Annotated in this window: 15 protein-coding genes; 6 read left to right on the top strand and 9 right to left on the bottom strand. The window is 50.8% G+C overall.

The window, feature by feature from the left end; genetic code table 11:
- Window positions 1-62 precede the first annotated feature (62 nt).
- A complete protein-coding gene (gene gorA / locus ACJJI7_RS14485) occupies window positions 63-1,421 on the bottom strand; it encodes a glutathione-disulfide reductase (RefSeq protein WP_282951058.1) in 1,359 nt (452 codons plus the stop codon).
- A gap of 229 nt (window positions 1,422-1,650) precedes the next feature.
- Here gorA and ACJJI7_RS14480 point away from each other — a divergent pair, with 229 nt between their 5' ends.
- Window positions 1,651-2,163, top strand: coding sequence for a hypothetical protein (locus tag ACJJI7_RS14480; RefSeq protein WP_020414810.1), 513 nt, complete (start codon window positions 1,651-1,653; stop codon window positions 2,161-2,163).
- 100 nt (window positions 2,164-2,263) lie between these two features.
- On the opposite strand, the gene ACJJI7_RS14475 is transcribed toward ACJJI7_RS14480, so the two are convergent.
- The 4 genes from ACJJI7_RS14475 to ACJJI7_RS14460 form a co-directional block, all read right to left on the bottom strand.
- Window positions 2,264-3,406, bottom strand: coding sequence for a TIGR01620 family protein (locus ACJJI7_RS14475; RefSeq protein WP_353375089.1), 1,143 nt, complete (start codon window positions 3,404-3,406; stop codon window positions 2,264-2,266).
- On the bottom strand, window positions 3,406-4,875 hold the full coding sequence (locus ACJJI7_RS14470) for a YcjX family protein (RefSeq protein ID WP_444901869.1): 1,470 nt from the start codon (window positions 4,873-4,875) through the stop codon (window positions 3,406-3,408). Before ACJJI7_RS14470 ends, ACJJI7_RS14475 begins: the two co-directional genes overlap by 1 nt.
- A 107-nt stretch (window positions 4,876-4,982) precedes the next feature.
- Complete coding sequence (locus ACJJI7_RS14465) at window positions 4,983-5,786, bottom strand: GIN domain-containing protein (protein WP_444901870.1); 804 nt, start codon at window positions 5,784-5,786, stop codon at window positions 4,983-4,985.
- A 135-nt stretch (window positions 5,787-5,921) separates the two neighbouring features.
- A complete protein-coding gene (locus tag ACJJI7_RS14460; RefSeq protein ID WP_020414806.1) occupies window positions 5,922-6,344 on the bottom strand; it encodes an HIT family protein in 423 nt (140 codons plus the stop codon).
- 335 nt (window positions 6,345-6,679) lie between these two features.
- Between ACJJI7_RS14460 and ACJJI7_RS14455 the strand changes: the two genes are divergently transcribed.
- From ACJJI7_RS14455 to tcdA, 4 genes are all read left to right on the top strand, one after another.
- The gene (locus ACJJI7_RS14455) at window positions 6,680-7,039 is read left to right on the top strand and encodes a globin family protein (protein WP_020414805.1); all 360 of its coding nucleotides are present in this window, start codon (window positions 6,680-6,682) and stop codon (window positions 7,037-7,039) included.
- Window positions 7,040-7,173: 134 nt separating this feature from the next.
- A complete protein-coding gene (locus ACJJI7_RS14450) occupies window positions 7,174-7,638 on the top strand; it encodes an FKBP-type peptidyl-prolyl cis-trans isomerase (protein WP_444901871.1) in 465 nt (154 codons plus the stop codon).
- Window positions 7,639-7,696: 58 nt separating this feature from the next.
- Window positions 7,697-8,152: a thiol-disulfide oxidoreductase DCC family protein gene (locus tag ACJJI7_RS14445; RefSeq protein ID WP_020414803.1), complete on the top strand. Its 456-nt coding sequence runs from the start codon at window positions 7,697-7,699 to the stop codon at window positions 8,150-8,152.
- On the top strand, window positions 8,139-8,939 hold the full coding sequence (tcdA, locus tag ACJJI7_RS14440; RefSeq protein WP_020414802.1) for a tRNA cyclic N6-threonylcarbamoyladenosine(37) synthase TcdA: 801 nt from the start codon (window positions 8,139-8,141) through the stop codon (window positions 8,937-8,939). The genes ACJJI7_RS14445 and tcdA overlap by 14 nt, the downstream gene beginning before the upstream one ends.
- Here tcdA and ACJJI7_RS14435 read toward each other — a convergent pair.
- Window positions 8,936-9,793 carry a LytR/AlgR family response regulator transcription factor gene (locus ACJJI7_RS14435; protein WP_020414801.1) on the bottom strand — a complete coding sequence of 286 codons (858 nt, stop codon included), beginning with the start codon at window positions 9,791-9,793 and terminating at the stop codon, window positions 8,936-8,938. The genes tcdA and ACJJI7_RS14435 overlap by 4 nt on opposite strands.
- 166 nt (window positions 9,794-9,959) lie before the next feature.
- On the opposite strand from ACJJI7_RS14435, the gene ACJJI7_RS14430 reads away from it, so the two are divergent.
- The gene (locus ACJJI7_RS14430; RefSeq protein WP_020414800.1) at window positions 9,960-11,156 is read left to right on the top strand and encodes an acyltransferase family protein; all 1,197 of its coding nucleotides are present in this window, start codon (window positions 9,960-9,962) and stop codon (window positions 11,154-11,156) included.
- 5 nt (window positions 11,157-11,161) lie between these two features.
- On the opposite strand, the gene ACJJI7_RS14425 is transcribed toward ACJJI7_RS14430, so the two are convergent.
- The 3 genes from ACJJI7_RS14425 to ACJJI7_RS14415 form a co-directional block, all read right to left on the bottom strand.
- The gene (locus ACJJI7_RS14425) at window positions 11,162-12,826 is read right to left on the bottom strand and encodes an aminotransferase class V-fold PLP-dependent enzyme (RefSeq protein WP_444901872.1); all 1,665 of its coding nucleotides are present in this window, start codon (window positions 12,824-12,826) and stop codon (window positions 11,162-11,164) included.
- Window positions 12,823-13,611 (bottom strand): TatD family hydrolase, encoded by a 789-nt coding sequence (locus ACJJI7_RS14420; RefSeq protein ID WP_020414798.1) that lies wholly within the window; start codon window positions 13,609-13,611, stop codon window positions 12,823-12,825. Before ACJJI7_RS14420 ends, ACJJI7_RS14425 begins: the two co-directional genes overlap by 4 nt.
- 335 nt (window positions 13,612-13,946) lie before the next feature.
- Window positions 13,947-14,429, bottom strand: a complete 483-nt coding sequence (locus ACJJI7_RS14415) for a hypothetical protein (protein ID WP_020414797.1) — start codon at window positions 14,427-14,429, stop codon at window positions 13,947-13,949.
- Window positions 14,430-14,534 lie beyond the last annotated feature (105 nt).

The raw sequence follows: 14,534 nt of genomic DNA, 5'->3' as shown, positions 1-14,534 counted from the left end.
ATCCTGCTGCCCTCCACAAGCTCCCTAGTCACTAATGGAAATCATCATCCAGCAAGTAAACCCTAGCTTCCAACCGGCGCTCTCATTGTGACAAACTCTTCAGCAGCCGTTGGATGGATACCAATAGTTTCATCAAAGGTTTTCTTGGTCGCGCCTGCTTTCAAGGCTATCGCCATACCCTGAATAATTTCCCCGGCATCATCTCCTACCATATGCACACCAATTACCTTGTCGGTACTAGAGTCAACAACTAATTTCATCAATGTACGCTCGGTATTACCACTTACCGTATGGCGCATTGGCCGAAATTCGGATTTGAAAACAGTTACTGAGATGCCTGAATCCCGCGCCTCTTCCTCAGATAAACCTACAGTACCAATATTTGGCTGGCAAAAAACCGCCGTGGGGATATTGTTGTAATCAATTTCTGCCGTGTTTCCTGTACGCCAGTGTTTAACTAGTGCCATAGCCTCCGCCAATGCGACAGGCGTTAGCTGAGGCTCACCGGTAACATCTCCCAGCGCATAAATAGAGTGCACATTTGTGCGGAAATTATCATCCACTGAAATGGTGCCATCCTTATGAAGCACTACTCCTTGCTGCTCCAGGCCAAGCCCTACCGTATTCGCTTTTCGCCCAGTAGCATATAAAACCGTATCTACATTCAGGCTGGAGCCATCTTCATCATGCACAAGCAGGCTGCCATCCTGCAGCTTTTCAATTGCCTTGACCTGATGATTGAATTTCAAATCAATGCCTTTTTTAACTACTTCGTCACGTACAAAATTGCGAATATCCCGATCAAACCCACGAAGAAACAGGTCCCGGCGATAAGAAAGATGGGTATCGGCCCCCAGGCCGGCGAAAATTCCAGCAAACTCTACAGCGATGTAGCCACCGCCAACTACGAGCACGCGTTTCGGAAACGCCTCCATAGAAAACACTTCGTTGGAAGTCAGCACAAATTCCCTACCGGGAATTTCTGGGATAAATGGCCAGCCGCCAGTGGCCACCAAGATACGCTCCGCCGTATAATCACGCCCATCAACGACAACGCGATGCGGGTCGGCGATGCTGGCTCGACCATCAATTACAGTAATACCGGAATTGTTTAGCAGGTTGCGATAGATTCCGTTAAGCCGACTAATTTCTTTTGCGTTATTGTCTCGAAGCGTAGGCCAATCAAAGTTCGCTCCTGAATTTTTCCAGCCATAGGCCCGCGCATCATCAAAGTTTTCACTGTAGCCACTGGCATAGACAAACAACTTTTTGGGAACACACCCTACATTGACACAGGTGCCACCCATGTAGCGGTCTTCAGCCACAGCAACTTTCATGCCCTGACTTGCAGCCATGCGTGCAGCACGCACACCGCCAGAGCCCGCCCCGATAACAAAAAGATCAAACTCATATTCAGCCAAAACAAACCTCTACTTCACTTAATTTTTCAACAAAGAGCCGAAGGAAATTTACCATCTGACAAACCATTTGGAACAAAGCTGTCACTCCTCACTTAATAATCGTTGACACTTTTTGGCGCTTTAGATATTCATGTGAAGACTGTCACAAAAAATACTCCGCCGGACAAAGTCATAAACCAATAATGCGTGTTAGGCGGATAGAATAACCGTCACAAAAAAAGAGCAACGCATGGGCAAGAATATGAACTCTCCTATCTCAGTATTTCTACGGGCCACCGGGCTCCTATGCCTGCTATTTACCAGCACTCAGAGCATCGCAAATACCCATCCATCCTACCTCACCGAAAAGTACTGCAGCAGCTTGGTGGAACAGTTCGTCGATTCAGGCATGCGCAGTCTCGACAAGTATATCAATGAGCACTTCAACCCCGAATACAAAGGGGGCATCCGCAATACCATACGCTTTCTGGAACAGCGCCTCGAGTGGTTGAATGAGTGCAATAATTACCTCAAAGACACTGCACAAACCTATGTTTTTCACAGCGAAGATGACACACAAAGCATCTTTAGCGCGATCACTGAATTAACCCGTGAATTGCAACACGTTCGCTCTGGAGTTGAATATCGGGACGATGCGGGAAATAACAACCCTGCCCCTTATGTTAAGCGTCGTTTTGAAGCCCTGGCCCAACTGGTAGACCGACACCATACCCGCATGCTGATGAAGAAGCAGTTCCAGTAAAAAATCCAAGAAAGCTCTGTCTCTTACAGAGGGGCCTGATTACCCAGCTCAGGCCCTTCCCCATATTTGGGCTGGGCGATTTTTAGAGAAAATGGAGGAGCTAATCACCGCTAGAACGGGAAAACCCTGTATGCTCTTTGCGCGTAGGCCCCGCTTCCTTACGGCCAAATCCTACAGCAGAGAAGAGCTGGGGCATCCTCTCCTTCAGTCCCAGCCCAATGCGTGCCATTACGGAGCCCAGGCGTGGACGACGCTTGTCCGCAAATGGGATAGGCCGACAGCTCTGCATGGTTGCCAGACCAATACGTGCAACAAACAGACTGGCTCCAACCCCCTGTCCCAGGCGCGCCGAAAACGTGCTGAGCACGCTATCCCCAACCAGCTCTGGCCAAATTTCTGTTATGGCATATTCACTGGCACCACTGTAGGCCACAAGGGCGAGTACCTTCTTGAAGAGACGCCAACGCACGACGAGCGATGGACGCACCCCATAAATTTGTGCCACATCATCAATCATACGAAGTGACTGGCGCAGCGCGACCAGGATGTCAATACTAGCAAACGGACTCAACCCCACCAGTGCACCGGTTGTTGTTGAGTGGCGCACTACACGTCGCAACGCTTCCTGGTCAAGGGCGTCTAGAAAGGTCACTTCGAGATGCTGGAGCAGCTCACTGCTATCAAAGTAGTCCGGCGCCTCATCAAGCACACGATTGAGCAGGACCCCTTGGGGCTTGTTGGCAAAGTGCTCCTGCAACTGCTTACGAAATGGCTCCGCCTCTTTGTGACTGCGACAATCACGCATCTCCGCAGCCATCGACTGGGTTTTTTCAAGCTTTCGCAGAGGACGACCAGCGCGAAAGAACTCCCACACAGAGTTGACAATGACGGCTGCAAATATCGCAATAACCACGCCTGCAAGGGCTCCCAGGCTCCAGTGTTTATCCGCCGCCCAGGTATATAATTGCCGCAACTCCCACGCCAGCACCCCCACCGTAAGCGCCAGTGCCGAAAGAAGTGCGGGTTTCAACCACTTGAGCCGGAAAACTGGCAGGCGCAACTCTGAAAATGCAATACGATCCGGTAGAGACTCTCCAGTTGTGATGGATCTGGGAATATCCCCCCGCTCCTCTTGTAAGGCTTCAACCCGCGTCGTATCCCTGTGTGGCACCTCTCTTTCAGGTTCCTGTAATGACTCTATACGTGTGGTTCGCCGCTGTGTCTCATTATTGTCACCTTGCATCAAACTTTATCTCCAAGCAGCAAATTCAGTAGCGCATCGACACGGATATGGGGAATAGTACCGGAATCCATTCCCTGGGGAGGGCGCAGCTGTGGAGGTGCTGCACCGGTGTAGTGGCTCCAGCCGTCCTCCTCGCTTGGAAGACGTGAGAAAATCTCTGCATTCTCAAACCCCAAATAACGCCCCTTGAGATCGTGGCCCACGAGCATGCGCCGACCATTGCGCTGATCTTCCCGAGAACAGCGCACCGCTGCAATTGCCTCACTAAAAATGGGAAGACCACGATGTCTAGCACCGGTAAATGTCTGCTGCAATTGCTGCCCGAGTAACTGGCGGAGCGCATCATGATCTGCCGCCAGAACCTGGTCCACTTTGGTCGCAGCAAATAGAAGCCGGTTAACTTTTGGGCGCCAAAGTTTACTCAGTAAGCCGGACTCACCGTAGCGGAAAGTATCTGCGATATGAGTGAAAGCCAGGCGCATATCATCGAGGGCCTGCTCTCCGGCAAACAATGTGCCAATCATATCCACTAACACCAACTGCCTATCCAGATGGCGAAAATGGCTCTCAACGAAGGGGGTTACCTGTCCCTGAACATAGGCCTCATAGCGGCGTCGCAATACCTGGTAGTTACTGTCATCCGGCATCGCCGCCAACTCATCGGCACTTAACTCACGTAAATCGAGTAACGGCAGTACCCCATAATCCTCATTATCGAGAAGGGCTCGCCCAGGTTGCAGGTAACTGAGCTTCCGTTCTTTCCTACAATCCTGAAGGAATCGCCTGTAATCCTCCCAGAGTGACGCAAGCTCACTTTCTTTGGCCTGAGATCGAGGTGACAGAGCAGCTAAGCGTGTTACGAGTTCGGGAGCCAGACCAGCCCTGGTGTCAGAGCCGATGATATGCGCCTGATGACGACACCATTCACGATAATCCATCCGCAGCAGGGGCAGGTCCATTAACCACTCCCCCGGGTAGTCGCGCAATTCCAGAACCAGGGTTTTATAACCCCTGCCCCGAAAGCGCCGGTGGCTACGCAAGTGAATATGGAGCTCCATAGCCGAAACATCGTGCGTGCTCTGCGGCCAGCGAGGTGGCTCTGACATCAGTGCATCGAGGCAACTTTGATAGTCAAATACCGGAAGGCCCGAATCGAGGGCTGGCCTCAATTCGGCACCGAGCAGATCACCATTTAACGCCGGGGCAAATCCGGGTAACTGGGCTTTTTGCGGATGACTCAGTTGATAGATCAAACTGGTAAGGAGTGTCGACTTACCCGCGCCACTGAGCCCTGTCACCCCAATACATACACGGCGATCCAACAGCCGCTCTGCTGCCCAGTGGGACTTCTCCTGGGCTCCTCGCCCCCAGTTGCGCAACTTTTCCTTAAAGCGTTTAGCACGACTGCTGTTTTGATCTATGTCGCTGTCCGGGCCTTGCTGCCGAGGCTCTACTACCTGGGGTTCCATATGGGAAGTGACTTCCTAAATAACGAGCGAAACCGGCACAAAGCCGGTCTCGTATGGGAGGCGCAATGCTGAATAGGCAATACGCATATGGCTATAAGCAACCGGGATCAGTCGACCAGGGCGACATCTCCAGAGCCCATCACCGAGAAAGAATCCCGTTGTGGACGTTTTAAGACAATATCTCCGGACCCCATCACCGAACCAGAGGCATTATCAGCGCGCAGACCGCGTCCAGCAAAGTCCCCAGAACCCATAATGTTGATATTGACGCTGGCGACTCGACCACCAACCTTCATGTCCCCAGAGCCCTTGATAGCCGCGGAAAGGCTTTCCCCGGTAATACTGCGAAAATGTAGGTCACCGGAACCGGTGATAGCCACCTCTCCATTCACTGCCAGCGCCTTGTCTACCAGCAGATCACCAGAACCCGTTACGTATGCATTTAGGGTCTCTGCGGCAGCCTTTTTAACATAAATCGCACCAGATCCACTGACTCCGAGATCCAGGTTTTCACTTTCAATGCTGTCGGCATTAGCATCTCCAGACCCTGTGACCAAAAGTCCCTCGATCTTCGGCATCTTCACGGTAAAGTGCACTTCCTGATCGCGAGTGATAGTAACCACACCAAACCAACGCTGGGTGTTGTCTTCCACCGACAGCTCAAGCGTATCGCCTTTTACCACCACCTTGGTGTAGGGCATCGCTTCAGCCGGCCCCGTTGCACTCACTGCAAATTGGTCTGCCTGAATCACCTCAACATGGGAGCTCCCCTTTAGGGACACCCGGGTAAAGTCACTGACGTCGAAGGTCTTGCTTTCCATTTTCTCAGCCTGAACGGAGGTACTGTAGACAGAGCACACAGCCAGCAGAGCGAGTATTGGGGCCAAAAAAGCTTTTTTCAAAGTTGCCATTGCAGGTTTCTCGTAATTATCACCGTTACGTTCTACTAGACTACCTGAGAAGCTGGTTTGGATGCACCGCCTTCAAATAACTTTCACCAGGAAGAAAGCAGACCATTCAGTCAGTAGTTGTTTATCAACTTCCCATCAAGCGCAATCAGCCTCATTGCAACCCATTTCTTTCAGAGCCGTACGGATTTTTTCAGCTTCAATTGCCAACTGTTCAGGCGTAGCAGATTTTTGCAAGGAAAAATCAAAGTCCGTTAATTCATTCACAGGAATTAAATGTAAATGGGTGTGGGGAACTTCCAGCCCAGCAATCATCACACCTACACGCTTTGGTGAATAAGTCGCCTTTAGGCCTTTGGCGACTTTTTGTGCAACAAGCATTAAATGCGCCGCAAGATCAGCAGGAATATCATCCCAGTGATTAATTTCCTCTACCGGAATTACCAAACAGTGTCCCGGGTTAATTGGGGCAATTGTCATAATCGCAATCGCTTTATCATCGCGCCAGATAAAATGCCCAGGTAAATCCCCATTTATAATTTGAGTAAAAATACTTGCCATAAATCATCCTTTTCAGTTGCTTTTTTTGTACTTGGGTCAATCGTGCAGTCTAACACCGAGAGATAAAAACACAGCGTCGCGCGTAAAAAAACACTAACACAAATCGCGATTTTTTATTTGGCGTTCATAAAAGCAAGCGTACAACAACCTGTCGAACAGAATGACAATTTTCTTAAAGCAAGTTGGCAGTACAGGCGGATATGTCTTAGGCTGCTCACCAATTAATGTTGTACCGTCATTGAGCCAACGCACTTTGTGCACTATCGCCATCACAATATTTTTCGGCTCTGCGGAATTTTTTATTTAAATACCTACTGCTCACCGGGGGGAGAGATATGGACAGCCTGTTAGATCAGGTCGGTGGTGCTAAATTTGTAAATCGCACAGTCAGTGAATTCTACGAGGCCATAGGCCGCCACCTATCAAATTACGAAACCTGCGATCACCGTAAGCAACAGAGCCGCCAGGCTCAATTCCTCAACCACGCACTTTCAGAGCAGCCCGAACCGGACCGCAGTAGTCGGGCCAGCTTCCTTGCTCGGGGCCTGAATCCAGCTTTGTTCGATGCTCTACTTGAGTACCTTGCGGAACGCCTGGTTGAACTGGGGTTCCCTTGGCAATTAAGTGAAAATCTCGTTCGGACCGCGAGCAGCCTCTACGGTGGCTGCGAACAAGACCTTTCCATCGCCTGTTGATTTTTTGAGCGCTCCGCGTATGTTGCGGCGCGCCCAACCTCTCAATACAATTGATGCCTCACAGCCTTTACCTTCCGTTTTCCAGCGCAGCGGTAAGCGCTACTTCACTTACGCTTCTAAATCAGAGATTATCCATGAAGATTGCCAACCACACAGTTGTGGAAATTCACTACACCCTGAAAGATGCAGACGGTACAGTCATCGACTCTTCTGCCAATGGCGAGCCGCTAAAGTACCTGCAGGGAGTCGGCAATATTATTCCAGGTCTCGAGCGGGAAATGCTGGAAAAAGCACCTGGAGACAAGTTCACAGCCGTTGTTGCCCCTGAGGATGGATACGGCCAGCAAAACCCTGAACTGATCCAAACAATGCCACGCAGTGCATTCGGTGGAGTTGAAGACCTGGAAGTGGGTATGGCATTCCGCGCTGAGAGCACTGACGGCCACCCCATCGAAGTGGAAATCATTGATATCGACGGAGACGAGGTGACAATTAACGGCAACCACCCACTGGCTGGCGTTGAACTGCACTTCGACATCGAAGTGGTTTCCGTGCGCGAAGCCTCTGCAGAGGAAATTGACCACGGCCACGTGCATTAATCTATCTGCCGGGCGGTACTGGAGCCAGCTTTATCCTTTGGGCCGCCCTTCCTTAGTTATGCTCCCCCCCACTCCCAAAAAGATCGTTATCTTCGACAGCATCTGCAACCTCTGTAACGGCTGGAGCCGCCTGCTGCTGAAGTATGACAAGGAACACTATTTCACCCTCTGTCGAGCGCAGTCAGCCGCAGGACAGTATCTTCTCCAGAAACTGGGAATGCCTCTGCAGGACTTTGAAACAATGGTTTTGCTGGAGCGCGAAAATGGCTCATTCCGCCAATATCATAAGAGTGATGCTGCCCTGCGTATCGCAGCCTCCCTTACCGGCTACTGGCGTTTAATTGCCCTTTTGCGATACATTCCACGTCCCGCACGCGATCTCCTGTATGACCTGATCGCCCGTAACCGGTATCGCTGGTTTGGCCGACGTAACAGTTGCCTGCTGCCAAGAGCTGCAGACGAGCATCGCTTTCTGGAAGAAGTATCGGAAGAGAACCCCAATGAGCCAGTCTGAACAATACCTTCAACGCTTTGGCGGTATCGGCCGCTTATACGGCAATCGCGCTTTGGAAGCATTGAGCAGCGCTCATATGTTGGTCATCGGCATTGGCGGCGTAGGCAGTTGGACTGCAGAAGCTCTGGCCCGCAGTGGAGTCGGATCCCTAACCCTTATCGACCTGGACGATATCTGTATTACTAACACTAACCGCCAAAGCCACGCGCTGGCTACCACCATTGGCAACATGAAAATTGAAGTAATGGCGGAACGCCTGCGGCAGATCAACCCCGAAATTCAGGTCAATTCCATTGAGGACTTTATCGCCACAGATAACCTGGCCGAGTTAATCGATCCAGGTAAAATGCCCATCGACATTGTTGTCGATGCTATCGATAACGCCCGGGTAAAAGCCGCTCTGATAGCTTACTGCAAAGCGCGAAAACTGCGCCTGATCACCGTAGGCTCCGCCGGAGGCAAATGCTCACCCCAGGCTATTGAATGCACTGATCTCGGGCGAACTATCAATGACCCTATGTTGGCCAAGGTACGCCAGCACCTGTATCGATTCCATAACTTCCAGAAAAGCCGCAAGCGCCTGTTTGGCATTGATGCTATCTATTCAAGTGAAGCAATGGTCTACCCAAAGCCTGATGGCCAGGTTTGCCAGCAGAAGAGCGCTATGCAGGATGGGGTTAAGCTGGATTGCAGTGGCGGCTTTGGCGCCGCCACTATGGTCACGGGTACCTTTGGTTTTATCGCTGCCAGTAAAGCGATTGAGCGACTCCTTCAATCGAAAAGTTAAGCCGTCACCAATTGGGCTCTAAGGCGATCGCGATAACGTCGACTCACAGGCACCTGTTGTCCATTTGACAATCGAATGCGCGCATCGCCACTGTCCAGGGTCTCAATTTCAGCGATAGAGTCCAGACGCACAATATAAGAGCGATGTACGCGCACAAATGAATCTGGATCCAGGCGCTCTTGCAACTTTGCCATGGTGCCCCGTAAAGGGTAAATCCTGTTTTCCAGATGCAGATTAACGTAGTTTCCAGCGGCTTCTACCCACTCGATATCCCGCACATTGACTAAAAATTCCTTGCCCAACTTTTTCACAAGAAGCCGCTCGGGGCGCTCAATCAGATCTACTGACTCCCCATCATCCGGCTGCTCTAACATGCATACCTCTCCCTGCAAACGAAGTAGCAGGAAGCGATACAAATAAACTGAACCTAGTAGAAAACCATATGTACGGAAATCTTTGAGGTATTCATAGAAAAACTCTACAGGCCAATTGCCAAAGTCATAAGAGCCACCCTCCAGGCGATAGATCCCGGTGCGCAATACCACCATACCGACAACATGTAGCAATGACCACGGCAGGGTAAACAGCAAATGGATCAACAGGTTGCGCCGGATCTTTCCCTTCTGCAGGGGGAATCGGCGATCCCATGCCAATAACAAGGGAAGCAACATGGCTATCACCAGGATACTGGTGCCCTCCCAAACCAGGAACTCCCAGGGCTCGAAGCCTGACTCTCCACCATGATGTTCGAGATATTCCACCGCAAACTGCACCAGCCACAGCACGAGAAAAAACAGTGCCCAGAATCCCACTTCATGTAACCGTCTGCGCGCCAGGTACCTCTGCACCGTCATTTAATTCAGCCCTGTATGAATTTTCAGCGGCAGTCTATCCGCTATTTATCCCTAAAAGCCACCACTGGTACCCAAACAGGGACCAATCGACCCTTTGTAGTGGCGTGCGACGTGTTGAAGAGGGAAGCATAGTGACTACTCGAACCATGCCCATAAGAAGGAAAAAATGGAAAACAATTCTCGTCGTCGCTACGATATCGATGCCCTACGCGTAATAGCATTTGGCCTGCTGATCTTATATCACCTGGGAATGGCTTATGTCGCCGAGTGGAGCTGGCATGTAAAAAGTGCCAATCAAAGTGAGACTCTACAGCTCATCATGCTGGCGGTGAATCAGTGGCGCATGCCGCTACTATTCCTGATCTCCGGTGCGGCGACTCACTTTCTGTTTAACAAGTTGGGGAGTACCGGCTTCCTGCTGCGCAGATTGAAGCAGCTATTGATTCCCCTACTGTTTGGCATTCTCGTTATAGTGCCACCACAAGCCTATTATGAAGCGCTCAGCAATGGCGTGATAGAGCCCGGCTACCTGAGTTTCCTTTGGCGCTACTTCTCCTTTCAACCTTGGCCTGCCGATAGCTTTGCTGGCAGCCATGTTGGTTTCACCTGGAATCACCTTTGGTACCTGCCCTACCTGCTCTGCTACACCTTAGTCATTATCCCTGTTGCCCATTACCTGCGAAACAAGCAGTCACTGTTGAAACATTGGATATCTGGTATCAAATCCTGGCACCTAGTATTGTTGCCGCTCCTTCCACTGACCCTGTATGGCCTCTTTCTCTTCCCACACTTCGGCGGTATTAACTACGCAGTAGTAGGCGACTGGTACACCCATGCCCAGTTCTTTACATTCTTCTTTATTGGCTACCTGCTTGTGAGTAGCCAGGCACCCTGGCAACTGTTGACACGTCTGCGTATTTTCCTTCTGTTTGCTGCGCCGGCTTGCTTCGGCCTGTTCCTGCTTTTTACTCGGACAATAGAGGAAAATTCATTTCCAGGTCAGTCACTTATCAACCTGATAATTATCTATACCAACCGCTGGCTTTGGCTGCTGCTAGTACTGGCTTGGGGGAATCACTACCTCAATCGACCTTTCTCCTGGTTACCCTATGCAACAGAAGCAGTCTACCCCTGGTACATATTGCACCAGACAATAACCGTAACGGCGATCTTTAAATTGAGGAGTTTGTCTTTAGGGCCAATAGTTGAGCCCCTACTTGTATTGGCAATCACAATTGTCGGATGCCTGGCTATCCACGAGTTGCTCATTAGGCGGATACCTCTGCTGCGCTTATTGTTTGGCCTTAAGCCCCTGGTATCGAAAGGGGCAGCGGGCAAAAATCCTGTTCCTCAGGGTAGCTAAACCCATTAAACCTCAGCAGTACCGTCTTCTATCTGGTGCAAAGCACGGCGCAACAAGGCGTAGAAGCCATTAGTGCGCGATTGACTGAGGTGTTTACTAAGCCCCAACTCCTTAAAGAGCTGGGGCAGATCAAGCGCCCTAATTTCCTCCAGGGTACGACCATCAATTTGGGAAAGAAGTAGGGCCCCAAGTCCTTTCACCACACGGCTATCACTATCAAGACCAAAATAATGGCGCCCCTCCCTCTCCTTGTGTACCAGCCAAGCCTCTGACTCACAGCCGCGTACCAGATTTTCCGGGTTGCGGATCTCAGGTTTCGCACTCACGACTTTGCTCCATAGTAAAAGTTCGCGGTAGCGCCCCTGCCAATTACGCTGGGATGTCAAGCGCTCCAACAATAACGTGGAAAAGTCATCCAGGTCCCAACTGTTACTCTCATCTTCCAGCCCCGAGGCGGACACTTGCTGCACTTCACAGTAATCCTCAAGTGCTTGTAAAAAATCCCTAATATCACTATCTGTGTTATACGCCGCAACGGAAGCACGCACTGTCACCAGGTTACCACTAGCTCGCCCGAGCAATTGCGCACAATGATGCCCCACACGCACGGCAATATCCCGCTCATCCAGCCAATGCATTAAATCAGCTGCACTGCCATACACTGGCACAAAAGCAACAATTCCCAGGTTGTGGTGCACCCGGCTAATCAGACGGAAGTTTGGCGAAGCCCTCAACTCGCGATGAAGCCAGCGTACAAGCTTCTGCTCATGCTCCTCCATCGCCCGGCGATCCTGTTGGGCGAGAAAGTCGATCGCAGCACCAAGACCGGCAAGCGCAGCCAGTGGCGATGTCCCCGCTTCAAACTTATGCGGCAAGCCAGCATAGCGACTGGTATGCAGTTCCACTTCTGAGATCATTTCACCCCCCCCCAGCCATGGGGGCATAGACTCCAAGACAGCCTCCCTTCCATAAAGGAAACCTACTCCGCTCGGCCCATAAAATTTATGGGCTGAACAAACAAAAAAATCACAGCCAATTTTCTGCACATCTATTTGTTCGTGGGCCGCCAACTGTGCACCGTCAACGATCCACATAATGTGTCTACGCCGCAACAATTGGCGGATCACTTCCAAGTCGGGTCGCAGGCCAATAGAGTTCGAGCCACCGGTCAGGGAAACCACCCGGGTGCGTTCGCTCAGCACTTCACCCAAACGGTCAAATTGTGGGATACCAGCAGTATGGGGGACAAAGCGCAAAGTCAGATGATACCGTTCCGCTGCCATTTGCCAGGGAACAATGTTGGCATGGTGCTCAGCAGTGGAAATAACAATTTCATCTCCAGGCTCCATGTCACTACAAAGACAGTGGGCAAGAAGGTTCAAGGCTTCAGTGGCGCCGCGACAAAATACAATTTCTCTCTCGCTGGCGGCATTCACAAACTGCGCAGCCTTCTTACGAACCTGCTCCACCATTTCAGTGGACTTCCGAGCTAGACGGTGGCTAGACCTATGAGTATTAGCACTGCTATGGATATAGTAATCACGCACGGCATTAATTACGGGCATCGGCTTTTGGGTTGTGGCCGCATTATCCAGATAAACCAGCCCAGCATTTTCTTCCTGGGCAAAAAGCGGGAACTGCTGCTTAAAGTGTTCTGCAGAAAAACTCATAAGGAAAATAAAATCTCAGTATTGTTTTGTGTCTTATCCGCAATGTCCTGCAGGGAGACACCGCGTAACTTAGCCAGCTCTGCGGCTATTAACGGCAGGTTTTCCGGACTGTTGCGCAACCCCTGCCTGCCCGAAATAGGCATGTCTGGCGCATCGGATTCAAGTACCAGGCTCTCAATGGGCAGCTGCGACACAGTTCGGCGGGTTTTCGCCGCGCGCGCATAAGTAATAGTGCCACCGATGCCCAAATAAAAACCCATTTTCCAGTAATCCATAGCCATCTGCTCACTGCCACTAAATGCATGGATCACACCTCCTCGGGGCAGGCGGAACTGTTTCAAGAGCTTCAGCACCTCATTGTGTGTCCGATGCACGTGCAATATCAGCGGTAATTCGAATTCACTGGCGACTTCCAGCTGTACTCTAAATACTGCTTCCTGAATTTCAATAGGCGTCTCAATAGCTGCATCAAGGCCACACTCTCCAACGGCAACACAATGATTCGAATTAAGGTAATCAGAAAGTGCCCAACCAAGCGCTTCAGGTTGAATCAGGCTCCCATCGGGGTTTGATTCTTTTGCTACCCACCATGGATGAATACCCGCAGCCCCGTACCATCCCGACTGGCTACCGGTCAAAGCTGTAAGTGGATGCCACTGTGCTCGGCAAACTCCCGGAATAATCAGGCGAGTTACTCCTGAATTAATACATCGCTGCCAGACTTGAGCGCGATCTGGCTGAAAGGCATCAAAATCAAAGTGGCAGTGGCTATCGATAAATTTCACGAGTGTATTCCCGGCTTTGTCTGCATCTTAGCATGGAGCCCTCCACTCGCCTCGAATGCCCTTTCCAGAGGAAAGCCTTCGATAACTGCGAGTTAGGAAAGAGAAAAAACCGGAAAAAGCCCTGTGAATGCCACCCTGGCATCTAGCACGAACCAAAAACTGTTTATTAAAGTTTGGTTGCTTGAGGACTGTCGTCTGCGGCTTGCTGGAACCCCTTTACTCTCAGTCCGGGCTCGGCTAAGTATCTGGAGAAAGAGCAGAGGCGACATTGAGAGCTACCATTACACAGCTGGCAGCTCATCAATATCAAAAATATGATATGACAGCAGTGGGAGTTAGCGTGACGCAGTCTGGGTTGACGTCGCTGCCCGTAAGGCTGCCGAATCCTCCAGCCAGAGAATTTCACCACTATCAACTTGGCTTCCAGTGACATCCGACAAGGTTTCACTCAATCGCTGCAGGTTCTCATGCTCTAAAGCGGAGGTTTCAACCGGTACCTCCAGCCAAGCCTGTCCCTTTTCATCGACAACCTGACGCACCTCACCTTGCTCAACACTACTGACGTGCCGATCAACGACTGAACTCCTACCTGGCGGCAGGTAAATGGTACCGTTGGTAAAATCCACTGCAAAGGCCACAACCCCTGGAATAATACCAAAAAGCAGCGCTGCACCATCCAGTATTACTACAGCCGGATCAACACGCCCACCGGCCTGCCCCTTGCGCTCCGGATACAGAAAGTAACCACATGCGCTGAGGTTCATTAACATTGTCAACAAGCCGCTGAACACAATGCCACGTTTGATATTTCTATTCATGGCTTACCTCATTTATCTAATTGAATAATATTTCTGTAAGGTCATGGGCCCTCAAATTGAAGCTTGCCAACCCAACACGCTCTTAACGGGGCTATCGCCCCATTC

It is taken from the genome of Microbulbifer variabilis (assembly GCF_056232115.1).
This window is presented reverse-complemented; position numbering and strand designations above follow the sequence as displayed.